This window comes from Cyanothece sp. BG0011, from assembly GCF_003013815.1.
Taxonomy (GTDB): Bacteria; Cyanobacteriota; Cyanobacteriia; order Cyanobacteriales; family Microcystaceae; genus Crocosphaera.
Genome location: NZ_PRLH01000198.1, coordinates 1 through 25528 on the forward strand (window position 1 = coordinate 1; position 25528 = coordinate 25528).

Consider the following 25528-nt stretch of genomic DNA (forward strand, 5'->3'; position numbering starts at 1 on the left):
TTTGGTTAAGTGAGGATAGTGTTGATATTGATAACCCGAAAGTTTTAAGAGCCTCTGCTGGTGCGTGGTTTCAAGTTCCTATCTTCGTAACTTCGGACTTAACAACGGTTATCAAACAATATAAAAAGAATGGCGTTAATATCGTTGCTACCTTACCCAACGCCACTGAAACCTATTGGCATTTACCGTTTACAAAACCAACCCTAATTTTATTAGGAAACGAAGGCTCAGGATTATCTAACTCCTTAGTTTCTCTCGCAGATAATCTCGTTTCTATTCCTTTAGGTGAGGGAGTGGAGTCTTTAAACGTTGCCATTGCTACGGCCTTAATGTTATATGAAGCCAAACGACAACGACTATTTAACTAATAGAAAAGTCCACGGAAGTCATGGTGTTAATAAAATTGCGCTCAAAATAAACTCACCGTAATCAGCTAAATCGTCAAGACCTAAACAAGTTAAAGAAATCTCGAATAATAACCAAAAGAAAAGCCTTGTTACTAATTTTTTGCAAGTAAGATTAAACATTTTTCAATCATAGATACTGAGACAATGGTTTCTTATATTTCCATTGTGATTATTTTCTCTGGCGGTTTCCTCTGTAGCATTAGGTAAAATTAACTTGTCTTTCTATCAAGGGTACGTAAATGCACCTACTCCCTTGATTCTTTCATTGTTAACTGATTAATTATCTTTCTCAATATTCCCTTTAAAAAAGGATTCTAAGGGATGCAAGCGAAATCCTGGAGCTTGATAATCTTTGGGTAGATAATTTTCAGGAATTGTATTTTGATTTCCGTCTCTAACCGCAGCATAATGGGGAGACATAATTTCAATACCAACCTCTGCACATTTGTCTTGTATTTTTTGATGTAATTTAGTATAAGTATTGCCGATTTCAATGGATGTGGTTTTGTTAGTACAAACCCTCAGTTGATAACTAATATAAAAATCATCTAAACTGGTTTTGCCACACATAGGGAGCCGGATCGTTTAAAATATCGGTAGTTTCTAAAGCACAACTGGTTAAAGTTTCATGGACTAAACGCCAAGGAACATCATAACCTAAAGTAATGGTTGTATGAAGAATTAAAGGTTGTTCAAGATCCCTGGTTGTTGCCGTATAGTTGATAATTTTGCTGACGATTAAAATGGAGTTGGGAATGGTAATAATTTCATTATTTTGGTTACGAATTCGTGTCGAAAGAATGGTTTTTTCTAGTACAATCCCTTGATATTCTTCAATTTTGATGCGATCGCCTATTTGAAACGCACGGGTATAAATTACCACAAATCCCCCGATTAAATTAGCAATGGTACTCGCTCCCCCAAAGGTAACTAACGCACCGGCTAAAATAGAAATTCCTTGAAAGGCAGGGGAATCAAATCCCGGTAAATAAGGAAAAATAATGGCTGCTGCTAACCCAATAATTAAGATTACAGTTAATTTATAACTGGGTTCTGCCCAGTCGGGATAAAATCCAGTAATGGTCACTCTTTCTTCTTCTATTGCTTTAAAAAATGGATGGCAAAAACGGATTAAATAATTAGTTATAATTAGGGTAATAATAATCAAAAATAAGTTAGGTAAATAATCAATAAATTCAGCCCCAACTTTTCCTAATACTCCAAAAAATGAATTGAAAACACTTTTACCTAATCGTTCAGTTTGAGGAAATAAACTTAATACTAAAGGAATATAAAAGTAGAGAAGAATAAAGATAATAATCCAGCGAACTATTTTTAAAGTTAATATAGCAAGTTGTTTTTGTCGATAAATAGAAAGCAGTGTCCAATTTTGAATTCTTAAGGTTCTAAATACAACACTTCTACCCTCAAGAATTCGACGAGATACCACTGGGACAAACCAATTCAAAAATCGAAAAATAACAATAACTAAAATAGTAGAAAACAAACTTAATAAACCTCTAATACCGAGATAGGATAGGTTTCTTTTTTCACGATATTCAATAATTGCATTTTTGATGATTTCGGAATAATCCTGTGCGAGTTCCTCTAAAGGTTTATTGTTAGCTTTAGCATCACTTTCCCCTAAATAAAGTAAGAGATTATTGTCCACATAAATAATATATAGGTCATCAATCGTCTTAACCACTAAATTATTCATATTAATTGAGCGATCTTTTGCTACTTCTTTGATGCGTTTCATGGCAACTTCTGCCCTTTCTTGGTTAGGAATTCCTTCAATATTTGTCTTAAATTCAAATAAAATTTCACCATCTAATTTAACAGGAGAAGGGGGATCATTATCTAATGATTTATCAAGGGAAGATTCTTCTTGTTGCTTTAATTCTTGGGCTAAAATATAGTCTAAAAATATATGATCATCACTACTTATTTCTAAAGAGATAATCCCTTTTGTTTGGGCTATACTCGGACTAGAAAAATGAAAAATAACTAAACTGAATGATGTTAACAGTATGATGGTTAAAATAGATATTATTTTGCGAAGGTTAGTGATCATGGAATTGTGTCCTTAGACTCAAATAAATAATATACTAAAGTTCAAAACTATAACTAACAATTAAAATTAATAGTAATTTAAGATTATGGATAATCTTAATCACTTTTGATCTAATATTAAGCTTAAAATAAATGCTAATGGTTATAGCTTATCGATAAATCATTAAGTTTTAATAAAAATTAAACCAACTATCTCAAAACTTTTCGTTAAAATACAAAATAATAATAGACTAAAAATTGAGTATGAATGGTTCTACTGCAACTTTGTTAATTTCTTGCCCTGATCAACAAGGATTAGTAGCAAAATTTGCTAATTTTATCTATGATAATGGGGGCAATATTATCCATGCTGATCAACATACCGACTTTGAAGCCGGTTTATTTTTAACCCGAATAGAATGGCAATTAGAAGGGTTTAAGTTATCCCGTGATATCATTCCATCTTCCTTTGCTTCTGTGGCGAAACCTTTACAAGCAGTGTGGGATATTCATTTTTCTGATACGGTTCCCCGTTTAGCTTTATTTGTGACGAAACAAGACCACTGTTTACTTGATTTATTATGGCGGTGGCAAGCAAAAGAAATGAGGGCAGATATCCCTTTAATTATTAGTAATCATGAAAACTTAAAAGCGATCGCAGAACAATTCAACATCGATTTTTATTATATTCCTATCACCAAAGATAAAAAAAATCAACAAGAAGCCAGACAACTAGAAATTTTAAGACAACATCGCATTGATCTGGTTATTTTAGCGAAATATATGCAAATTTTAACCCCTGAATTTATCAATCATTTTCCCCATATTATTAATATCCATCATTCTTTTTTACCCGCTTTTGCTGGAGCAAAACCTTATCATCGCGCCTATGAAAGAGGAGTTAAAATTATCGGTGCTACTGCTCACTACGTTACGGCCGATTTAGATGAAGGTCCAATTATTGAACAAGATGTTGTTAGAGTTTCCCACCGAGATACCATTCCTGACTTAATTCGTAAAGGCAAAGATTTAGAAAGAGTTGTCTTAGCGAGAGCCGTTCGATTACACTTACAACATCGGGTTTTAGTTTACGGAAATCGTACCGTTGTCTTTGCTTAATTGCTATCCTAAATTACCTTAATCCTTGAATCTTGAATCGTTAAGTTTCACTAAATTTTTTATTCTTATTGATATCTATTATAAAATAGTATTAAAGATTAGAACTAAAGAATTATCTAGATTTTTCATGACACAACAACTAGCATTTATTGGACTCGGTTTAATGGGCGGATTTATGGCAGCCAATTTAGCCAAAAAACGGTTAACCGTCAAAGCTTGGAACCGTAGCCCTAACCGTCCTGGCATCACCATAGCACATAACGCCGGTGCCATCCTTGCCCCTTCCATTGAAGCTGCTGTCAAAGAAGCCGATATTATCTTTACCTGTGTAGGAGATGTCCCCGACGTTAATGATGTCATCTTTGGAGAAACGGGTATTATTAATCATGCCAAATCTGGAGCATTAATTGTTGATTTGAGTACCATTGGAACCCAAGCTGCCCGTGATATTGGCACTCGATTAAAAGCGCAACAATTTCGTTTTTTAGATGCTCCGATTTCTGGGGGAGATCTTGGGGCAAAACAAGGAACTTTAACCATTATGGTAGGGGGAGAAAAAAGAGATTTTGAGGAATGTTTACCCTATTTTGAAGCCATGGGAAAAACCATTATTTATTGTGGTCCGAGTGGCAGTGGACAAGCGGTCAAAATGTGTAATCAAGCCTTATGTGCCGTCCATATGATAGCTTTATGTGAAGCCATAAAAATGGCAGAACAACAAAATATTGATCCTAATTTAATGATAGAAGTTTGCCAGACAGGTGCAGCCGGTTCTTGGGCTTTAGCTAACTTAGGTCCAAAAATCGTAGACTCAGATTTAGAACCTGGTTTTGCCATTAAACATTTGTTAAAAGATTTACGATTAGTTCAAGAAATCATGGCAGAATCGGAGGGTAAATTGCCTGGAGTTAGTTTAGCAGAAAGCTTTCTAAAAGTAGTAGCCAATATGGATGAGGGAGCAGCAAAAGAACAAGGAACTCAAGCAATGATTCGTTATTATAATCAAGAAAATAATGCCTAAAAAATTAATTTTTCAAGGAACAACAACCTATTTAAGTGATCATTGGTATGCTAAGCTTATTTTTCCTTTAGTCGAGGTAAAAAAGCTACTGCAAACGATGTATGAATTTTTACTTCATCTCATTTGGTCTGAGTTGATTGATGGCAAAAAGCTTGAGAATGAACTAGATAGTTTAGTCGCTTTTTGTCTTTTTTGTATTTTGTCTCTTTTAGGTTACTATTTTAGAAATTATATTCAACTTATTATCATCATTTGTTTGATCATTTGGTATCTAGACTGTTGGTTTGCAAAACATCAATATTTTCAGAAAAATCATAAAATTGATATTTATATCTATGAAATAGATAATAGTAAAGTTATTTGCTGTTTATCCTTGCCTAAAACTGAAAATCAATCGGTTTTTGCTAGTTTTTCCCTCGGAGAAGTTAATCATATTTCCATGGTGAAACTACCTTTACTAGGAGGTGCGTTTCAAGAAGTTTTAGATGAGGTTTGGCAAGTCGAAATTTATTTATATAATGGTAAACATTTTGTTGTTGATGAAAATCTTCTCACTCATCAATCATTGTTAACGGCTCAAAAATTAGCTAACTATTTCAAATCTGAGATTATTTTTAGTCATAGTCAAGGCAAATATTCTTATGTGGAACAGGAATTAGATCACAGATTTATCTCCCATCTTATTAATGGGAATTCGGGAGGGGTTAAATATCAAAAAAATGCAAGAAAGTTGCATATTTATACCCAATGGCAATGGTCAAATACTTGGTATTTTCTCAAAATGCTTTTTCAAAAAGCAGGATTTTTATTATTTATTATTATCATGAGCGGTTTTATGATCAAGTTTGGAGGGTTATTAGATAATCTTATTTCAGTGATTAGAGGAAAAGATGATATTATTTATCTATCTTCACCCCTTCAATGGTTAATCCCTCATTGGCATTGGCGTAACATTTTAGAATTAGGTTTAGTTTTAGGTATTTTTATTTATCAAGGATGGCTGTTAAGCCGTATCAAACATATTTATCTAACCCGATATTATCTTAAATTTTTTATTGATAATAAAATGATTGATAAAATTAAAACTTCAGACATAGAAGCCTCATTTATTATTAATAATTCTCCTCCAGAAATTTTAGTAATTGGACAAAATAAAGTGCTGACTATTAGCAACTTTCAACAAGAAAAATTAGCGCAACTCTTTTGGGTTTACCTCGATGAAGCCATTAATAGTTTTCAAAATCAACAGCCAAACCAACTCAGTCATGAATCTTTAGAGGAAAAGGAATAATCAGAGTCTTTAAGTAGTCAGTAAAATTATCTTACCAAAAACAAGTTAATCATGTTATTGTAAATAATTTAAAGGTTATCTAGGAGCGGTTATCTAAACTATGAATATAGTAGATCGTGTTCGTTTAGGGTTAGCTGTCGGTGTGGCAAAAACTATTACTGCTACTGTTCGTTTTTTGGGTTTAGGGGCTGCTAGTGTCTTACCTGGGGCTATTTCCCGTCGGTTTCATCCTAGACTACTCTCTCTACTCTGTGAACAAGTGAAACAGGGGGTCATATTAGTAGTAGGAACCAATGGTAAAACCACCACATCTTTACTATTAAGGACTATTTTAGAAGACCAAAATTATCAAGTTGCCCACAATGAAACTGGCGCTAATTTAATTAATGGTTTAGTCACTACATTATTAGGGAATACCAATTTAATTGGTACATTAACCGCAGACTATGCCATCTTAGAAGTGGATGAAAATATTGTGCCGCTTGTCTTAAAAGATTGTCAACCAAAAGTGATTTTAGCACTTAATTTATTTCGAGATCAACTAGATCGTTACGGTGAAGTTGATGCCATTAGTCAACGGTGGCAAAAAGCGATCGCTCCCCTTTCTCCTGATACGATTATTGTCTTAAATGCTGATGATCCCACCCTTTCTTATTTAGGACAACAATTAACTCAAACGGTTCGCTATTTTGGACTTTCTGAACCCCATTTATATCTAGAAGAAATTCCCCATGCTGTAGACTCGATCTACTGTCCTAGTTGTGGTTATCCTTTGACTTATGAAGGGGTTTATTTATCCCACTTAGGAGATTATTCTTGTGATAAATGTGGCTTTGAAAAGAGTCAATTAGACTTAAATAGTCAAGACTGGCCTCAAATTTTGATCGGCGTTTATAATAAATATAATACCTTAGCTGCTGGATTAGTTGCCCAAGAATTAAACATTGAAAAAACAGCCATTTTCCAAACGGTCAAAAATTTTAAAGCCGCCTTTGGTAGAGCAGAAGAATTAACCGTAAAAGGCAAGCACGTCCGCATTTTATTGTCTAAAAATCCTGTGGGTATGAATGAAACCATTAGAGCAGTCAATGATATTAAAAAAATGGGTAAATCCTCGACAACTTTATTGGTTTTAAATGATAGAATTCCCGATGGAACTGATGTTTCTTGGATCTGGGATGTGGACACCGAACCCTTAGTACAATTAGGGGGTAATTTAGTGGTGAGTGGCGATCGCACCTATGACATGGCCTTGCGTCTTAAATATAGTCAAGAAACCCTACCAAAAGAGAATAATGATCTTCAATTAATCGTTAAAGAAAATTTAAAAGAAGCGGTACAAACGGCTTTGAACCTGACAACACCAGAGGAAACCTTACACATTGTGCCAACCTATTCTGCTATGTTAGAGGTGAGAGGTATCCTCACTGGTCGTCAAATCTTATAAGGAAAATAACTCAATGATAATGTCTTCTTTAACGACTGGGGAAAAATAACAATAAGGTGGGGAAAAATTAGATCCCTTGTGGAGAAACCGAAGAGGGAATGAACAAAGGAGACAAAATTTTGTAACCTCCATAGCAGACAAAATTAGATAACTGTGCTACCATCGGGGTTAAATTCACAGAAATTCCTGAAAAATAAGTTATGGGCAAGGTTCTGGTGTTAAATGCGTCCTATGAACCGCTCAATATAACCAGTTGGCGAAGGGCTGTGGTTCTATTAATCAAAGGCAAAGCCGAACAACTGGAAAACAACGAGCGATTGATTTATACTGATTTTCCTCTTCCGTCGGTTATTCGATTACGCCATTATGTGCACGTCCCTTACAAAGAAATCCCCTTAACACGCCGTAACATCTTAGAACGGGATCGCCACACTTGTCAATATTGTCGCTACAAAGGAGAGCAACTGACCCTTGATCACGTCATTCCGCGATCGCGGGGTGGCGGAGACAGTTGGGAAAACCTAGTGACGGCCTGTGTTCGTTGCAACGTCAAAAAAGGCAACCGCACCCCCAAAGAAGCACAAATGAACCTGCGATACCCACCCCGTCGTCCTTATAGTAGTTTACAGTTTGAGCTAGTCAAACATACCAGAGGTAATCTTAATCAAGAATGGCGTAAGTATATTATTGGTATTTAAGCCGGTTGACCCTCTACTTCAGCTACTTGGAAGCCCATCTCGCATTCATAGACTTTAGCTTGTCGTGTATCCACTTGATCGAGTGAATGGCCGCAGCTAAGCTGTCCATGATGCCACCGAGGCGTGCCTTTTTGATTCGCTAATAAACAGCCAGGACAGACTTGATTAACAGATAAAATATTATCACGGGTTAAAATTACTAACATATTAAACCTATGTTCCTTGCTGATCTACCTCAACTTTATTTTAAGCTGTATATCCTGAATTTTAGTTGAACTTCCTCCTTTCGACATCTATTGTAATGAACTAGCACAGAAATTCACCCAACACAGAGTAAAAAATAAAATTCCGACGGACAACCCTGAGAAATATTTCCTCGAATTCAAGATACAATTCAGGAAAAAGTTAAAGAATTAATTAAGAAATTAGACCAGTCAGGGATGACCCCTCACATCATGCTACCCCTGGGATGAAGATATGGCCAATGATCTAGCCTTTTACCACAGACAACCTGAAATCACCAGAAGAAATTTATGGTCTAGTTTGCTTTTTGCAAAAAATTTTACTAATATAGAATTAAGTTAAGAAAAGTAACGTTTTCTTAGATTTCGTCTACAGGTCTGCTTCATAATAAGAAGTTTGCATAGGCTAGGCGATTTTTAAGAACAAAAAACTCTGTCCTTATATTGATTTGGAGATAAGTCCATGACTATTGCAGTCGGACGCGCACCAGAAAGAGGATGGTTCGATGTCCTCGATGACTGGTTAAAACGCGATCGCTTTGTATTCGTCGGTTGGTCTGGTTTATTACTCTTCCCCTGTGCTTATCTAGCATTAGGGGGCTGGTTAACCGGAACCACCTTCGTCACTTCTTGGTATACCCACGGCTTAGCCAGTTCCTACCTTGAAGGATGTAACTTTTTAACCGTAGCGGTTTCTTCCCCCGCTAACGCCTTCGGACACTCCATACTGTTCCTCTGGGGACCAGAAGCACAAGGAGACTTCACCCGTTGGTGTCAAATCGGTGGTTTATGGACATTTGTTGCCCTACACGGTGCATTTGGACTGATTGGCTTTATGTTACGTCAGTTTGAAATCGCCCGTCTAGTGGGTATCCGTCCTTACAACGCCATCGCCTTCTCTGCGCCTATTGCGGTGTTCGTCAGTGTGTTCTTGATGTACCCTCTAGGACAGTCTAGCTGGTTCTTCGGTCCTAGCTTTGGAGTGGCTGGAATCTTCCGTTTCATTCTCTTCTTACAAGGCTTCCACAACTGGACCCTCAACCCCTTCCACATGATGGGAGTAGCCGGTGTTCTCGGTGGTGCTTTACTCTGTGCCATTCACGGTGCAACAGTAGAAAACACCTTGTTTGAAGATGGTGAGCAAGCGAACACCTTCCGCGCTTTTGAACCCACCCAAGCAGAAGAAACCTATTCAATGGTGACTGCCAACCGTTTCTGGTCACAGATTTTCGGTATTGCTTTCTCCAACAAACGTTGGTTACACTTCTTCATGTTATTCGTACCCGTAACCGGGTTATGGATGAGTGCAATTGGTATTGTAGGTTTAGCCTTAAACTTACGAGCTTATGACTTCGTGTCTCAAGAATTACGGGCTGCAGAAGACCCAGAATTTGAGACATTCTATACCAAAAACATTTTATTAAACGAAGGTCTCAGAGCTTGGATGGCTCCCCAAGACCAACCCCACCAAAACTTTGTATTCCCTGAAGAAGTATTACCTCGTGGTAACGCTCTCTAAGGAATATGAAGCTTGTTTAATAACGATATAATGTTAAGCCCCCTTTGTGGGGCTTCTTTTTAACCTTAGTTACTCACACCACAGCTTAAACCTATGTTTTTCAAGTTTGATGATTTAGGGGAAAAAACCATTAATAAAATTGCTGAAGTTGCTTTATCCACTAAGCTACAAAAAAGAGATAGGCTGGAGGTTAAAGTTAAAACTGATCCCAATTTACTCGCCCAAGGCACGTTAGAATCCTTGGTAATAGATTGTCAAGGGTTAATGGTAGAAAATGCCTTGAGAATGGAAAGTATTAATATTACTTTAAATACCATTGCAGTGAGTCCTTTTAAAGCATTAACTGGTAATATTCAGTTAACTCAACCCAGTCGGGGAAAAGCTTGTGTTTTATTGACAGAAAATGATATTACTAGAGTATTAGAGCGTGCAATTTTAAGAAAGCGACAGAGTGAGATTCTCATTGATGAGAAAAGTATTAAGGTTAGATTACAAAAGGTAAAGTGTCACTTATTAGAAACAGGTAAAATTCAAATTGAAGGAACCGTTAAACTAGAAGGTACAGAAGATATTAAAAAGGTTAGTTTAGAAATTCTACCGAAAATTTGTCAAGAAAGAAAGGGCGTTATCATTGATAATATTGAATATTTAGAAGAGCCTAATTTATCCTCAATTTTACTCAATCCCATTTTAGAAGAAGCTAAAAGTATCTTAAATTTAAAAAATTTTAAAGTGGATGGATTTTCTTTAAAAGTTGAAGAACTTAAGATTAGAAAAGGTGCTTTACAATTACAAGCTGAAGCAGGAATGACCCATTTTCCCACTGCTTAAGTTATGAAAGTTTTCATTAGCAAAAAGAGCTTAATTATTCTCTCAATCTTGTTCGTTGTTCCCCTTGGTTTATATTCTAAATATTATCAAGGAATTGGCAATACATGGGTAAATGATTATGGTGCAGCCATTTGGTATGAAGTGTTTTGGTGTTTGTTTGCCTTTTATTTTTTTTCTGTAAAAAAAGCCGTTAAATTGATTCCAATTTATGTTTTTATTATTACTTGTGGATTAGAAATTTTGCAATTATGGAACCCTCCTATTTTAGCTGTCATACGTTCTCATATTTTAGGTAAATTATTATTAGGAACAACTTTTTCTTGGTGGGATTTTCCTCATTATATTATTGGTTGTTTATTCGGTTGGCTCTGGTTACTATCTATAAATAAATTGACTCATAAATATTCATAACATACATAAAAGAAGCTTTACTCACTATCATTGTCATTGATATTTTTTGTAGTTTAGTTCGTTTTTTATCTGGGTGCAAGACATCAGCCTAGGGATTAACATCATAAACTTTTGTGTCAATATCTTGACACAACCTAGTAAATAAAATAAACAATTTCTCTTATTTTCTTTTAGTCATGACTTAATCATAAATCCTTAAAACTATCTAAACATTACCTACATTTCAGAAAAGCGGTGTTAGTATCAAATCCAATTATTTAGTAGGAGTTGTATAGTTAGGATTAAATTTCATGAACCATTTATCATCTGAGCAAAATAAAACAATGGAAGCCATTTTTAACGATTATCAAGCAGAAATTTCCTTATGTCTAACAGAAATTAAAAAGGTGATTACTTTATTAGATGCACCGATTATGGTTTCTGGAAATCAAGAACAATTATCAGAAAAACTTGCTTTAGCCAATCAAATGATTACCCAAACCACTGAAAGACTTGAAAAGCTAGAACAACATAGTCAATTATTGAAAAAAGAACCCCATCTGACTGAGTTAGAAAACTATGGCGAAATCCGAGAATTATTAGCTTATCAATTGGAAAAAATCAAGCAAAAAACTCAAAAATGGCAATATAGTGCTTAAGGGTAATAGTAGAGGCATTTGCCTCTACATAAAAATTCTAATGGCTGCCCATTTTATCCAAAGCATCGCTATTATCATGGATTGTCAAGCGTTCTAAAAGGGTTGTGCTGGCTTCATTTAAGCCAATTAATTCTACTTGAACCCCTCGTTTCCGATAACGTAATACCACTTTATCTACAGCATCAATAGCAGAATGATCCCATAAATGAGCATGGCTTAGATCCACAACTACTTTTTCTAATTGTTCCCGAAAATCAAAAGCACTCAAAAAGCTATCGACAGAAACAAAAAACACCTGGCCATTGACCCCATAAATCCTTTCTTTTCCCTCTTCTTTCAAATAAGAATCCACATAAATTAGATTGGCAATTTTCCGACTAAAGAAAATAGCACTCATGGCTACCCCAATTAATACCCCAATGGCTAAATTACGGGTTAACACTGTAATGAAGACAGTAGTGATCATCACAGCAGTTTCATTCTTAGGGACTTTGCGAATATGTATAATAGAAGCCCAGTTAAAGGTACTAATAGAAACCATAATCATCACTGCCACTAAAGCAGCCATGGGAATTTGTGCGACCCATTCTCCAAAGACAATAATAAAAATAAATAGAAAAATACCGGCACTGAGGGTAGACAGGCGGGCCTGTCCCCCAGAACGAATATTAATCACCGATTGACCAATCATGGCAGATCCAGCCATACCACCTAAAAAGCCAGTGATAATATTAGCTATTCCGTGGGCGAAGGCTTCTTGATTTTTATTACTAGAGGTGTCAGTTAAATCATCAATCACATTAGCCGTTAAACAGGATTGGAGTACCCCGACCAAAGAGAGGGCTAAGGCATAAGGGAGGATGATTTGTAAGGTTTCAAAATTAAAAGGAACCTGGGGAATGGCAAAAATCGGTAAACTGCTGGGTAACGCCCCTTGATCTCCCACCGTACGGATATTCCATTTTCCGATCCAAGAGGCGGCAGTAATGATAACAATCGCTACTAAAGGAGAGGGAACGGCGGTCGTTAGGCGTGGTAGACCATAAATAATCCCTAAGCCCACAGCAACTAAGGCATAAACCAGGAAAGAAGCCCCTTCAAACTGGGGGAGTTGTGCCTGGAAAATCAGGATAGCCAACGCATTGACAAATCCGATCATGACGGAACGAGGCACAAACCGCATCTGGTTAGGGAGTTTGATCCAACTCCAGAGAAGTTGTAAAATGCCTGCAAGAATGGTGGCAGCGAAGAGGTATTGTAACCCATTTTCGGGATGACCTTTGACTAAAGTGGTCATCAATAAGGCCATCCCTCCTGTCGCTGCCGAAATCATGCCCGGACGACCCCCCATAAAGGCAGTGATAACTGCCACAGAAAAGGAGGCATATAAGCCCACTTTGGGGTCAACTCCAGCAATAATGGAGAAAGAGATTGCCTCAGGAATCAGGGCTAAAGCAACAAGTGTCCCTGCTAACAAATCATTTTTGACGTTAGAAAACCAAACTTTTTTGGTAAATATTTCACTCATATTCTGGGAAGATTGGAGGAGAAAATAAGCTTACTCTATCCATTTTTAGAGAAAATAACACAAATCGCCGTGATTGATGTTACCATTTCAGTTTCTTAAAAGGGTTTTAAATTCCAATGCTAAAACCCCTAAAATCAAGAGAAATGGCCAGAGGAAAAAACCATTTCTCTCGGCTTTTGTTGACTAATGTTTGTCCTATGGGGGTCTGTGGAAAACATTAAAATTCTCTAAAATTGGAATATTTGGCAATTTTATTAAAAAATTAAGGTTTTTAGTGATTTTTATGCTTCTTCTCCTCAGTATTTACCCCCCTCATCTCATCTAATGGGGCTAAGGTAAAGCTGAGGGGCCAGGATTTCGGAATTAGAAGTCAAAAGGATTCACATCAAGGTTAATTAAGGTATTTAAAAGCAAATTATTCTAATATGTTCTTTTAATTTTTGATTTTATCGTTTTTTCTCTTTTTTACTTTTTAGATTGATCCTCTTACTTTTAAGCAAAATCAGCTAATTTTTGAGATTAAACCGAGAAACCTGTGGAAAACCTTTAAATTTTTTCCACACTTTTTCCACAGACAGAAAGGTAAACAGAAGAAAAATTTAAGTAACAAAGGGTCAATTTTAAGTCAAAATACAGTTGATCTATGTTTATCAGCGTTTCAACCTTCTATGAAATTTGTTTGTAGTCAAAGTGATCTTAATAGTAATTTATCTTTAGTCAGTCGGGCTGTCCCTTCTCGCCCTACCCATCCTATCTTAGCCAATGTGTTGATGGTGGCCGATAGTCAAAAAAACCGCGTGAGCTTAACTGCATTCGACCTTAGTTTAGGTATAGAAACCAGTTTTAGTGCTGATGTCAGCGAAGATGGTCAAATTACTTTACCGGCTAAACTGCTTAATGATATCGTATCACGACTGCCGGAAGGGGAAATTACCCTGATGAGGGAAGAAGCAGAAGACAATGACAGTCACATTGTCGCTTTAAAATGTGCATCGGGACAGTTTCAGGTGAGGGCCATGGATGCAGAAGAGTTTCCCCCGTTACCCACCGTAGAAGAAGGGGAATCTCTACAATTACCCATTGTTATGTTAACCGAGGGCTTAAAAGGGGCTTTATTTGCAGCCAGTAGCGACGAAACCAAACAAATATTGACAGGGGTTCATTTAACTGGGACTCCTGATAGTTTAGAATTTGCGGCCACGGATGGCCATCGTTTATCCGTGGTAGAAACCACGTTACCCCCCCAAACCGATGAGGATAACGAAGATGACGTAAGCAGTGAAATGCCTAATTTAGAAGGGTTTGCCGTAACCATTCCGGCGCGGGCCTTACGGGAGTTAGAACGGATGATCGGTAACCGCAACGAATCCGATGCGATCGCCTTACAAGTGGATGAGGCTCAAGTCGTCTTTCAATTGGGCCATCAACGGTTAACGGTTCGTAAATTAGACGGAGCTTATCCCAATTATCAAATGTTAATCCCTAAAGAGTTTACTCGCACCATTAGTTTAGAAAGAAAACGCTTATTAAGTAGTTTAGAAAGGGTCGCAGTTTTAGCGGATCAAAAAAACAATTTAGTGAAATGTACGTTTAACCATGAAGAGGGACAAGTTTCCTTATCCGTTGAAACTCAAGACTTAGGCAGTGCTAAAGAATCCATGCCGGCGGAAGTCACAGGAGAAAGTGGCGAAATTGCTTTTAATGTTAAGTATTTAATGGATGGTTTAAAAGCACTACCAACTAAAGACATTAAAATGCAGTTAAATGAAGGAAATCAACCAGTTATTTTTAATCCTTTGGGGGGTTTACAAATGACTTATTTAGTCATGCCGGTGCAAATTGTTAAATAGTTTAATGACCCCAACCTCTCAAGTTGGGGCCATAATTTAACACCCTAAACACCACTCAATTAATTCTTGAACTCCTTGCCCTCTGGGGGCTTTCGTTTCCCAATCAGCGATCGCTTTTAAATCTGGTAAGGCATTTTCTACGGCTACCCCTAAACCACAATAAAGCAAAAGATCACGGTCATTTTCAGCATCTCCTATCCCTGCGACTTGCTCAGGAGAAAGTTGTAATTGAGTCAACCCAACTTCAAGACCGGTCTTTTTATTAACCCCTTTTGGCAGTATCATTATTGCTCGCTTATTTAAAATAATTTCAGCCTCTAAGCCCATTTTTGTGATGGTTTGCTCGACAACATCAAAATGAGGTTGCCAAGTAGCGACTAATACTTGACCTTGACTGATAGGACTCACATTTTGAGCTATCAAAGATGACACAAATTCATCAGGTAAAGGTTTTGCTAAAAGTTGTACTTGTTCATCACCAGGTTGCCAGAAAACCGCTCCATTTTCAGCAATAACCCCATCAAATAGAGCCAAATCATTAAATACTTCTTTTAATTCAGATAATTCTCGTCCTGTCACCAGTAAAAGGTGACCCCCTGCCTCTCGATAACGCTTTAAAGATTGTCGAATTTCTGTGTCAACCGTTCCATCAGTAGCCAGGGTTCCATCGTAGTCAGTGGCGATCGCGCGATACTTCATGATATCAATAACTCAATTACTTTTAAATCATAATCGAAGGATTTTGTATATTCTTCTCTATACTTATGAATTTTTTCTACAATAGGGTCTTTATACCTGATTGATTTTCTATATTGAGGATTCTAATTTAGAAACAGGTGTTTCGGGGGATTTATTTAAAGTCTGACAATCAGCTAAATATTGATCAATCACGGTTTGAAAAGCTTGTTTTAATTCATCTACAGAAAGACCATCAAAAACGATTATATCTTCTATGTTGATGACCCGACCAAAAAATAACTGATCTTCTTCATCATATTCAATGACTGCTTCATATCCTTTGTATTTCATGGGTTAATTCCTGCTTTCATTAAAAAGCGATGGCATCTTGTTAGCTAAATCAGGATGATTGTTGGTTTTCACTGATCAACAATTATAATTTTTTCAGTAATTTATCATATTCGCTATGCTTTCCTATCCAAAACCAAACAATTGTATCCGATGTTTTCATGACTCCTACAGCACGCCAACCGATTCCTATTCTTACAGAATATACAGGTTCTTTGGTGTTAAGTCTCTTGAATTCTAAACTGGGATGTGTTGGGTTTTGTTTCCAAAGTTTATAGTTTTTTCGTGCTGTTTGTTTAACTGTTTCGGGGAGTTTAGCAAAATATTTTAAGAAGTCATCTGTTAATTCTGACTTCATATTTCATCAAACCCTATTTTCTTTGTTTTTCCTTGTAATGATTCATTTATAGCTTTTTTGGCTAATTTATCTAAAAAAGAACTTTGAGGTTTTTCTAGAGTTTCTTGCCATTGATATTCACTTTCAATATCTTGGATTAATTGTTTAGCTAGTTCATTTTGTATATCTTCTGGTAAATTCTGAGCTTTTTTAAATGCTTCTGTTAATAAGTCTGTCATCACTTTAGAGCACAATTATTTTCGTTGAGTTGTTTTGATTATAACGCGATCGCCAGATAATAAGCGATCGCATTAGAATTTATAGTCTTTTCAGCAACTCATCATACTCATCGTGTGTCCCGATCCAAAACCAGTAAATATGATCACCTTCTAATAATCCCAGAACACGATAATTTAAACTTATACGCACTGAATAAATAGGTTGACGTTGACTGACTCGTTTGAACTGTAAACTGTTGTGATAGGGATCTTTATCCCAAAGTTTGTATGCTTTTTCGGCCTACTTTTGTACACTTTCGGGAAGTTGGTTAAGTTGTTTACGAAATGTTTTTGTAACACTCGATCTCATGAGTTAACTCGAAAAACGTTATCTAATGGTGTTGTTTCACCATTGCTTGTTTCTTGTCGAACCATTCCAGCTATTTGATCCCATTGTTCATCAGTGGTTGATTCAAACTTTTCTGTCCATTGCTGTTCATCTTTAAGTTCTTCCATTAAACGAGAAGCGATCGCATCTTGTTGATCAGGGGGAAGTTTTTTGAGTTCTGTTATCACTTTTTCTAGAAGTTCAGTCATAGTTTTAGGGGATAATATATAGTCTATTATTTGTTATTTTAGATCGCTCATTTTTATATGATTGTTGGGTTTCGTTCCTTAACCCAACCTACAAGATCCGCGATCGCTACAAGATCGACAAAGCTATGTAATAGAGTATAACTTAAATAAATTAGTAAAAAAGTTGACTATTTTTTCTTTTGCCTGATCACGATTCCAAAATTCATAACCTCCAAACCTATATATTTCATATCCGGCTAGTTTTAAGCGCCTATCTTCTTCAACCATTTCTGCGTAGAGGCGAGGGCTGGCCTGTTCATTCTCTGAGTAATGTTGCTTTCCGTCAATCTCAATTACAATGTTTCTATTATGTGAAAGTAAGAGAAGGAAGTCCATTCTTTGCCTAGGTAATCTTTTATGATCTTTAAGGTATTTTTGAGTGTAAGGATCATAATGCAAATAGACTTGTGGAATTAGTGCTGGAAGACGCTCTGTTAATTTCTCAAAGAAAGTCCTGTAATATGTATAAAACAGAAGCTTTTCTGGATCATTATCTTCTAAAGAAGATTCCAATCGTTTATATAGTTCATGACGTTGCGTTGAACGCTCTTGTTCATGTAAATCTTCTCTATCTCTCCACCAATCTACTAAATGCTCCCACAATAACCCTGTTTCAGTGAGCATTCTGTCGTAAACAAGGCAGTATTTCTCATTCTTAACAATTTTAATTTCATTAGTAGTTGCATCAATCAGTACAATTTCAGGTTTAGGGCCATTTGCTGCAAAAATCAGATTTTTGAATTCACTACTACGATTTCGGCCAAATGATTCAAGCCTTGTGACAATTTCTTGATACTCATCATAAAGTTCCTGCTTAATATACTGTTCATTCTTATCAAATGATGTAATCGGAAATTTCTTGAATACTCCTCTTATAATTTTGGCCTGATCTATTGGAGTTGCCTCTTCTAGTATGCGAATAAATTTCTCGCGTGTAGTACCGGGTTCATAATCACCTACATTAATTTCTAAATCACAATAGTAGGGATAAAACTCATAATGCGTTGTATAAGAAAATCCATTAAGATATCCATTAGATACCCCAATATAATCATTCACAAGTCTGTAAATCTCTGAGTTTTTTAACATTCTTTGATTAGAGGCTGATGAAATTCAGCAATACCTTATTTTTGAGCTTATCACCGAAGCCCTTGTAATTAGTTATATTGACTGACCCTTATTGATAATAATACAAAAAAGGGCAGATATTAATCTACCCTAATCTTTAAAAACAACATAAATCAATCAGAAAAAAAGGTTAATTTTTCCCGTTACCATTGTTAGTTAACACTTTATTTGTCACCTTATCCGGAACCTCTTGTAAATGGTCATAAGTCCAAGTAAACGTACCCACTCCCATCGTCAGCGATCGCAGTTCAATGATAAAGTTGTGCATCTCTGCTTGGGGTAAATGAGCAGTTACTTGATCCCATCCTTTCCACTGGGTTAAACTCTCATAACCGAGAATTTGTCCCCGTCGTCCACTCACCAACTGCAACACTTTTGCAGTACACTCCGCCGGCACTGATACTTTAACTGATAAAATAGGCTCTAACAGCACAGGATGACATAAGGGCATTCCATCACTCATGGCAATGCGTGCAGCCTGTTTAAACGCCTGTTCAGAACTATCCACCGAATGATAGGAACCGTCTGTTAACGTCACATCCACATCCACCACAGGGAACCCTAACGGACCATGATCTAAATATTCCTTAACCCCCATTTCTACCCCAGGAATGTATTGTTTGGGAACCACACCCCCGACGATGGTTTGATGGAAGTGAAACCCTTCCCCTCTGGGTAAGGGTTTAATTTCTAGGTGAACGTCTCCAAACGCCCCATGGCCGCCAGTTTGATGTTTATAACGGCCGTGAACTTTACTAGCCTTACGGATGGTTTCTTTGTAGGGGACTTGGGGTAAATGGGTGGTCATGGGTAGGTTATACTTGCGACGCAACCGATCTAAAGCGACTTGTAAATGTATTTCCCCTTGTCCCCACAGAATAACCTCTTTCGTATCTCCGTGTTGTTCCCAATGCAAGGATGGATCTTCTTCCATCAGTTTAGCTAAGGCCCCACTCAGTTTTACCTCATCTTTGCGTTTTTCGGGAGTGACAGCCAACGCATACACCGGTTCTAAGGTATCAGCTTTCGGTAACAGTTCACTGGGTTTCTCTTGACTCGATAAGGTGTCTCCTGTTTTAATACCCTCTAAACGAGCAATGGCCACGATCTCCCCTAAAGATGCGGTTTGAGTGGGGATAGAGATTTGTTTGTCTCCCATGAGGCGATAAACCCCACCGGCGCGAACCCCATTCAGTAGCATTCCTTCTTGAACTTCCCCTTGCCAGACTCTAACTAAAGATAGTTGACCGCCTTGGGGAGTAAAATAGGTTTTTAATACTTGTACTAAGGTTTCCCCTTCGGTTTTATTTTGCAGTCCCCGACGTTCTCCGGTAATATTAGGGGCAGGGGTTTCTTTAACCAAGGCATCGAGTAGCGGCCGTACCCCATAGTCTTGTTCAGCAATACCGAAGAAAACCGGTACAATTAAATCGGCACTGAGATCCTGTTTTAAATCTTTGAGTATTTCTTCTTTTGAGGGTTCGATGTCTTCAACTAATTCTTCTAACAGATGATCGTCAAAGTCGGCTAACACTTCTAACATTTCGTGTCGCGCTGCCTGTTCTTCCGTTTTGAGGTGTTCGGGAAGGGGCACCGGATCAGCCGGACTACCAGAATGATAATGATAAGCTTGTTCGGTGATTAAATCAATATAGCCGATGAGTTCTCTGTCTTGACGAATGGGATATTGTTGCGGTACAACAGGACGGGTAGACACATCTTTGAGGGCGTGGAGTACGTCCATAAAGCTGTCTTTGAAGCGATCCATCTTGTTGATATAAATAATATGGGGTATTGACCAGTCATCGAGGAATTTTAATAAGGGTGCAAGGGTCAACAGGCGATTAATTTCGGGTTCACAGACAACGATCGCAGCACCGGCACCCACTAACCCATTATAGGTTTCTTGGGCAAATTCAATAGAACCGGGACAGTCTAAAAAGGTAAATTCAATGTTGTCGTGGGTGGTACTCGCAGCGGAAACCTCTACACTCATTTGTCTGTCTCTGGCTTCAGGAGAACTATCACTGACGGTATTCCCTTCTTTAATGCTACCTTTGCGAGTAATGGCACCACTAACAGATAATAGGCTTTCGAGTAGGGTGGTTTTACCACTCGAATAGGGACCCACGATGGCCACATTACGCACATTGCCGAGGACTTTTTCGTTCATCAAACACCTCCTTAGAGCTAATTTTCAAGCTCAACACAGGCAGGTTGAGGGTTTGAGAAGTCAGAAGTTTGAAGTCAGAAGTCAGAAGTAAAATTTTTGTCTGTAGGTTTGATGTATGAGACTATATTAACTTTTGCTTTGACTACTATCTATGACATTGTTCTACCCCTCTTGTGAGTGTTAAGCAATAACAGAAAATTGAACTCACATTGTTTACATCTAATTTCTAATGTAGCGAGTTTAACTCACTTTTGGTGTTCTCTAAGACATCTTGCAATGACTTTTAAAATAAGGGGATAATTTAGTTAAGAAACAACAATAATTATAAACTAATGCTACAAAAAAGAGATAAAATAAGAATTATGTTGTACATAATTAACTAATTTTTTTGAGTAAAATATGGGATGTTTGGCTTTCATAGTTGTTGTATTAATACAGTTTACTCAACACCAACATTAAAGAAAATGGTAGCACGACGAATATTATCTTGACTTCCTTGACTACTTAAAGTGAAAGAGCGAAGATTTCTTAATAAGGGTTTAACCCCAAATTCAACCACTCGTGCAATGGGTAATTTTTGGGTTAAAATGGGTTCACTTTTTTGCCAATTAATATAAAAATAGCCGTCATTGTCGGGGGATAATCCTTCAATAATATGCTGAAATTGTTCAGTTTCAATTAACTTAGGAAACTCTGGTGAAATCGCTTCAGACATAGCTTCTATTGACGTAGCTAAGATAAGATAATCATCAAGATTGGCATAAACCCCGTTCACCTTAGCTTCTAAACTCGCTAAACTTTTCTTCTCAGGATTAACCGTTGCTTTTAGTTGGGTCCACACCGTTACAGTCTTGTCTAATAAGGGGACATTTCCTACTGTATAACCGGCATTTTCTGCCCATTGATCAAACTGTTTTAAGACATCATCTATGGCGACATCAGGACTTTTTTGAGCAATAAAAATCCAGTCCCCTGCACCCCCTTCTGCTTTAGGCACTAATCCTAAGCTATATTCCCCTTTAACCCAAGGAAAAACATCTTTTGATAAATTTAATCCTAAGGGTTCTTCTAAGTAGCCTATGGAACGATTTAAGAGTTGTTGTAGGGGACTATCTTGATCTAATCCTGTCTCTATTTGTTGCCATAATTGATTTAAATTAGTTCCTGTAGCCGTTAAAATGGTATTAGCAGGAAGATAGGAAAACGCCTCAACCGGTTCGGATAAAATAGGAGAACCATTATTATCTCCTGAAACGCCAATCAAAGCAGTTTGGGCGACTAACCCCTCTTCTTTGATGGAAAAGGCGATAGTTAGGGTTTGGGTGATTTCAGGTAATTCAGGAATCGGTAGATTAGCTAACCAAGCGGATAAAGCCGGAAAATTAGTATAGACAATGCCAATTCTAGGATCAGTAATGGTGTTTAATGCCTTCTGATAACCTGGGGCATTTTTTAAGTTTAAATCAGGAACTTGAACATTATTAATACTCTCTTTTAACACTTGAATATCATTGGCAAAGAGAACCATATTACCCACCACTGCGGTAGCAGAAAGGGGCGTATTTTTCGTTAAATTGGGGTTTTGTTGCGCAATTAAATTAACCCCTTTATAAGACTCAAAAACTAAGTCAGATGTGCCGGCGATCGCATCAGCCGAATAAGACGCTTGGAGAAACTCATTCGCTAATTGTTGATCTTTGGTCGAAACTGCCAATAAATAACCCGGTTTAATGCCATTATTGGGATTATGATCGTAGTCAAGAGAAGTCACGGCCAAGGTAATTTCTTCCCCTAACCAGGGTTGAATTTGAGATTGATAATCAAGTCCTGTTTTTGCTAATAAAGTTTTTTCAATGGTGCGTATTTCTTGATGCGATCGCCGTCTTTTTTCAGGGGAAGCAATAAACCGTCCCAACCCATCCAAGCGATCGGGGTTGGTTAACAACGAAACCATCACCGGCGCTTGTTTCGGGAGAAAAACGGCTGTAATGGGTTCTTGATTAACCCCTCCTGCCAACAGAGGCAAAGGACTAGGTTTGAGTATCCAGTAAACACTGGTTGTTGCCAGGGAGAGAAGAAAAATAACACCAAGGATGAGAGTAACAAAAAAAGGACGTAACTTCACTATTATCTATCCAGAATAAGAAATGACCAATGTTTATTTTAACCTTAACTTCCCTCGATCCCTAGGAAATTCATAAAATAAAATTAAGATAAAACTTAGCCATCATTGAGTTAAGTTACGCTTTCATTAATGAGTTGATGAATTAATAGAAAATTCGTTAGCATTACGAAAACTTACTCATCAGTTAAGTGTACGGATGGGTAACTGTATGTGAGTAAAATGTGAACGGTAACGAAACACAATGAAAAAAACCTTATTTTTGAGTCCTCCCTCGTTTGATGGTTTCGACGGGGCTGCAGGGGCAAGATATCAAGCGAAACGAGAAATTACTTCATTTTGGTATCCCACCTGGTTGGCCCAACCAGCGGCCTTAGTCCCTGGTAGTAAATTAGTGGATGCACCGGCCCATTATCAAACCGTTGAGGATGTCTTAAAAATTGCCAAAGACTACGAACTGGTGATTATGTACACCAGTACCCCCACCTTACCCAACGATGTTAAATGCGCTGAGGCCATTAAAGCCCAAAACCCCCACACAGAAGTCGGGTTATTAGGGGCCCATGCTGCGGTATTACCTAGCCAAACCTTAGAAGAAAACCCCGTTATCGATTTTGTTTGTCGCAACGAATTTGATTACACTTGTAAAGAATTAGCAGAAGGAAAACCCTACGAGGACATTAAAGGACTCAGTTACCGCGATAAGTTCGGTAACATTAAGCATACCGAAGAACGAGAATTAATTCACGATTGGGACTCTATGCCCAGTGTTTTTCCTGTGTATGAAAAAAACTTAAATTTCCGTAATTATTTCATCGGTTATTTACTCCATCCTTATGTCTCTTTGTACACCGGAAGAGGTTGCCCGGCGAAATGTACCTTTTGTTTGTGGCCCCAAACTATTGGGGGTCATCAATACCGCGCCAAAACTCCCGAAGCCGTGGGTAAAGAGATGGCTTTAGCGAAGTCCATATGGGGTAACTCTGTCCGAGAATATTTCTTTGATGACGATACTTTCACTATTGATAAAAAGCGAGTTATTGCTATTAGTGAACATCTGAAAAAGCTTAACTTAACCTGGAGTTGTAACGCCCGTGCTAACCTAGATTATGACACCCTAAAAACCTTAAGAGATAATGGCTTACGTCTGTTATTAGTTGGCTTTGAATCTGGAAATCAAGCGGTTTTAGATGGGGTGAAAAAAGGCATCAAGTTAGAAGTTGCTCGTAAGTTTATGAACAACTGTAATAAACTCGGAATTAAGGTACACGGGGCCTTTATTCTGGGGTTACCTAACGAAAGCAAAGAAACCATTGAAGATACCATTCGCTTCGCTTGTGAAGTCAGTCCCCACACCATTCAAGTGTCCATTGCGTCCCCTTATCCTGGCACAGAATTGTATCAACAAGCGCAAGAAAACGGTTGGTTTACTAACGGAGACTTAGTAGCCAGTTCTGGTATTCAAATGTCTACCCTACAATATCCGAATCTCTCTGCGTCTGAAATTGAGGACGCAGTTGAACGGATGTATCGTCGCTTTTATTTCCGTCGTCGTACCATCATTCCTATTGTAAAAGAAATGATTGTAGACCCACAAATGTTAGTGCGTCGTTTACGGGAAGGCCGGGAATTTATGGCCTATTTAAAAGAACGTCATACCCGTAGTTTAGTGAACGCATAATCTATAGTAGGGTGGGCAATGCCCACCTTACTCTTAAAGAAATGATAACAAAAAGAAAAAATTAGCAAATAGCATAGGCTAACAAAATTTTTAAAACTTTCTTTCTTTACCCTTATAATTGATAGTAAGACTCAAGATTCTTGTTGCTAACTATGATTTACACTCCCTCTAAATTTCTAAGTTTTAGGGATTTTATTGACCAATATGGAGATAACCCACGATATCAACTGATTGATGGAAAACTTAGAGATATGGAACCCACCGGCCATCATGAAGCAGTGGCGGGGAAGATTGCAGGTAGAATTTATCTAGAAATTTTTCGAGCTAATTTAAACTGGTTAATTCCTAAAAATTGTTTAATCAAACCACTATATTCTGAGGCGACAGCCTTACGTCCGGATGTGGTGGTTTTGGATCAAACCCAGTTGAGTCAAGAACCCCTTTGGGACAAAGAACCAGTGATTTGTAATGACAATACTATTCAACTGGTGGTTGAAGTGGTGAGTAATAATTGGCAAGATGATTATGCCCGAAAAGTGGAAGAATATGCTTTTCTTAAGATTCCAGAATATTGGATTATCGATTTTCGGGGGTTAGGTGGATTACAGTTTATTGGGAAGCCAAAGCAACCCACTTTTACCGTTTGTTACTTGGTTGATGACGTTTATCAGCAACAAAAATATCGTTTAGGGGATTTAATTAAGTCTCGACTGTTGCCTAATTTACAGCTACGACTAGATGAGATTATGCCCAATATTTAACTGATAACTGATGGTTGGGTTTCGTTCCTCTACTACATAATGATCATAGATTGTCGTTGCTGTTGGTAAGTTTTGATGTATGATCCCCCCTCATTCCCCCCTGGCAAAAGGGGGAGGGTTTCCCATAAATCTTTTGCCAATGCTTCGAGATGAATAATAAAGGGGGTGAATATAAAAATAAAAACCACCCTAGTATTAGGGTGGAGGAGGTCATCTGGTACATCTGAGGAGGAAATCTCGATGTAGGGAAAACTTTTGTTCTTGTTGTTCTTAATATCCCATAATTATGCTGGTGAAGTCTTCATCTATTTGGGTGAACTAACAAGGTTAATGTGAGGCGATTACTAATTTTTAATCATGAATTCCTGACAGCACTTAAGCTTGTTCTT

Annotated in this window: 25 protein-coding genes and 1 pseudogene; 13 read left to right on the top strand and 13 right to left on the bottom strand. The window is 37.5% G+C overall.

What is annotated here, in order from left to right; translation table 11 throughout:
- The coding region (locus C4E06_RS25610; protein WP_198649041.1) for an RNA methyltransferase at positions 1-368 on the top strand (368 nt) is incomplete at its 5' end.
- A gap of 315 nt (positions 369-683) precedes the next feature.
- On the opposite strand, the gene C4E06_RS28470 is transcribed toward C4E06_RS25610, so the two are convergent.
- Positions 684-977 (bottom strand): hypothetical protein, encoded by a 294-nt coding sequence (locus C4E06_RS28470; RefSeq protein WP_198649042.1) that lies wholly within the window; start codon positions 975-977, stop codon positions 684-686.
- Positions 952-2484, bottom strand: a complete 1533-nt coding sequence (locus tag C4E06_RS25615; RefSeq protein WP_198649043.1) for a mechanosensitive ion channel family protein — start codon at positions 2482-2484, stop codon at positions 952-954. The genes C4E06_RS28470 and C4E06_RS25615 overlap by 26 nt, the downstream gene beginning before the upstream one ends.
- A gap of 242 nt (positions 2485-2726) precedes the next feature.
- Here C4E06_RS25615 and purU point away from each other — a divergent pair, with 242 nt between their 5' ends.
- The 5 genes from purU to C4E06_RS25640 all read left to right on the top strand — a co-directional run bounded on the left by purU (position 2727) and on the right by C4E06_RS25640 (position 8038).
- The gene (purU, locus tag C4E06_RS25620; RefSeq protein WP_107671175.1) at positions 2727-3581 is read left to right on the top strand and encodes a formyltetrahydrofolate deformylase; all 855 of its coding nucleotides are present in this window, start codon (positions 2727-2729) and stop codon (positions 3579-3581) included.
- 127 nt (positions 3582-3708) lie between these two features.
- Positions 3709-4602: an NAD(P)-dependent oxidoreductase gene (locus C4E06_RS25625; RefSeq protein ID WP_107671176.1), complete on the top strand. Its 894-nt coding sequence runs from the start codon at positions 3709-3711 to the stop codon at positions 4600-4602.
- Positions 4595-5893 (top strand): hypothetical protein, encoded by a 1299-nt coding sequence (locus C4E06_RS25630; protein WP_107671177.1) that lies wholly within the window; start codon positions 4595-4597, stop codon positions 5891-5893. The genes C4E06_RS25625 and C4E06_RS25630 overlap by 8 nt, the downstream gene beginning before the upstream one ends.
- Before the next feature lie 100 nt (positions 5894-5993).
- Positions 5994-7340 (top strand): Mur ligase family protein, encoded by a 1347-nt coding sequence (locus C4E06_RS25635; RefSeq protein ID WP_107671178.1) that lies wholly within the window; start codon positions 5994-5996, stop codon positions 7338-7340.
- 200 nt (positions 7341-7540) lie between these two features.
- Positions 7541-8038 carry an HNH endonuclease gene (locus C4E06_RS25640; protein ID WP_107671179.1) on the top strand — a complete coding sequence of 166 codons (498 nt, stop codon included), beginning with the start codon at positions 7541-7543 and terminating at the stop codon, positions 8036-8038.
- Here C4E06_RS25640 and C4E06_RS25645 read toward each other — a convergent pair.
- On the bottom strand, positions 8035-8244 hold the full coding sequence (locus tag C4E06_RS25645; protein WP_107671180.1) for a hypothetical protein: 210 nt from the start codon (positions 8242-8244) through the stop codon (positions 8035-8037). The genes C4E06_RS25640 and C4E06_RS25645 overlap by 4 nt on opposite strands.
- A gap of 499 nt (positions 8245-8743) precedes the next feature.
- Between C4E06_RS25645 and psbD the strand changes: the two genes are divergently transcribed.
- The 4 genes from psbD (at position 8744) to C4E06_RS25665 (ending at position 11679) form a co-directional block, all read left to right on the top strand.
- Entirely contained in the window at positions 8744-9799 is a 1056-nt protein-coding gene (gene psbD, locus C4E06_RS25650) for a photosystem II D2 protein (photosystem q(a) protein) (protein ID WP_107666598.1), read from the top strand.
- A gap of 93 nt (positions 9800-9892) precedes the next feature.
- Complete coding sequence (locus C4E06_RS25655; RefSeq protein ID WP_107671181.1) at positions 9893-10630, top strand: DUF2993 domain-containing protein; 738 nt, start codon at positions 9893-9895, stop codon at positions 10628-10630.
- Between the two features lie 3 nt (positions 10631-10633).
- Complete coding sequence (locus C4E06_RS25660; protein WP_107671182.1) at positions 10634-11041, top strand: DUF2809 domain-containing protein; 408 nt, start codon at positions 10634-10636, stop codon at positions 11039-11041.
- Between the two features lie 290 nt (positions 11042-11331).
- A complete protein-coding gene (locus C4E06_RS25665) occupies positions 11332-11679 on the top strand; it encodes a hypothetical protein (RefSeq protein WP_107671183.1) in 348 nt (115 codons plus the stop codon).
- A 37-nt stretch (positions 11680-11716) separates the two neighbouring features.
- On the opposite strand, the gene C4E06_RS25670 is transcribed toward C4E06_RS25665, so the two are convergent.
- Complete coding sequence (locus C4E06_RS25670) at positions 11717-13207, bottom strand: SulP family inorganic anion transporter (RefSeq protein ID WP_107671184.1); 1491 nt, start codon at positions 13205-13207, stop codon at positions 11717-11719.
- 668 nt (positions 13208-13875) lie between these two features.
- Between C4E06_RS25670 and dnaN the strand changes: the two genes are divergently transcribed.
- Positions 13876-15057 carry a DNA polymerase III subunit beta gene (dnaN, locus tag C4E06_RS25675; protein WP_107671185.1) on the top strand — a complete coding sequence of 394 codons (1182 nt, stop codon included), beginning with the start codon at positions 13876-13878 and terminating at the stop codon, positions 15055-15057.
- Positions 15058-15093: 36 nt separating this feature from the next.
- Here dnaN and C4E06_RS25680 read toward each other — a convergent pair whose 3' ends face one another.
- The 9 genes and pseudogenes from C4E06_RS25680 to C4E06_RS25720 all read right to left on the bottom strand — a co-directional run bounded on the left by C4E06_RS25680 (position 15094) and on the right by C4E06_RS25720 (position 22700).
- Positions 15094-15756, bottom strand: a complete 663-nt coding sequence (locus tag C4E06_RS25680; protein ID WP_107671186.1) for an HAD family hydrolase — start codon at positions 15754-15756, stop codon at positions 15094-15096.
- 108 nt (positions 15757-15864) lie between these two features.
- Complete coding sequence (locus C4E06_RS25685) at positions 15865-16086, bottom strand: type II toxin-antitoxin system HicB family antitoxin (RefSeq protein ID WP_107671187.1); 222 nt, start codon at positions 16084-16086, stop codon at positions 15865-15867.
- An 82-nt stretch (positions 16087-16168) separates the two neighbouring features.
- Entirely contained in the window at positions 16169-16441 is a 273-nt protein-coding gene (locus C4E06_RS25690; RefSeq protein ID WP_107671188.1) for a type II toxin-antitoxin system RelE/ParE family toxin, read from the bottom strand.
- The gene (locus C4E06_RS25695; protein WP_107671189.1) at positions 16438-16659 is read right to left on the bottom strand and encodes a hypothetical protein; all 222 of its coding nucleotides are present in this window, start codon (positions 16657-16659) and stop codon (positions 16438-16440) included. Before C4E06_RS25695 ends, C4E06_RS25690 begins: the two co-directional genes overlap by 4 nt.
- Before the next feature lie 79 nt (positions 16660-16738).
- A pseudogene (locus C4E06_RS29760) lies at positions 16739-17008 on the bottom strand (type II toxin-antitoxin system RelE/ParE family toxin).
- Positions 17005-17235: a hypothetical protein gene (locus tag C4E06_RS25705; protein WP_107671190.1), complete on the bottom strand. Its 231-nt coding sequence runs from the start codon at positions 17233-17235 to the stop codon at positions 17005-17007. Before C4E06_RS25705 ends, C4E06_RS29760 begins: the two are co-directional and overlap by 4 nt.
- A gap of 123 nt (positions 17236-17358) precedes the next feature.
- On the bottom strand, positions 17359-18333 hold the full coding sequence (locus tag C4E06_RS25710) for a hypothetical protein (protein WP_157951255.1): 975 nt from the start codon (positions 18331-18333) through the stop codon (positions 17359-17361).
- Between the two features lie 199 nt (positions 18334-18532).
- Complete coding sequence (locus tag C4E06_RS25715) at positions 18533-20575, bottom strand: elongation factor G (protein ID WP_107671192.1); 2043 nt, start codon at positions 20573-20575, stop codon at positions 18533-18535.
- 439 nt (positions 20576-21014) lie between these two features.
- Complete coding sequence (locus tag C4E06_RS25720) at positions 21015-22700, bottom strand: DUF3352 domain-containing protein (protein ID WP_107671193.1); 1686 nt, start codon at positions 22698-22700, stop codon at positions 21015-21017.
- Between the two features lie 241 nt (positions 22701-22941).
- Between C4E06_RS25720 and hpnJ the strand changes: the two genes are divergently transcribed.
- Entirely contained in the window at positions 22942-24378 is a 1437-nt protein-coding gene (hpnJ, locus tag C4E06_RS25725; protein ID WP_107671194.1) for a hopanoid biosynthesis associated radical SAM protein HpnJ, read from the top strand.
- Positions 24379-24530: 152 nt separating this feature from the next.
- Complete coding sequence (locus C4E06_RS25730) at positions 24531-25139, top strand: Uma2 family endonuclease (RefSeq protein ID WP_107671195.1); 609 nt, start codon at positions 24531-24533, stop codon at positions 25137-25139.
- Positions 25140-25528 lie beyond the last annotated feature (389 nt).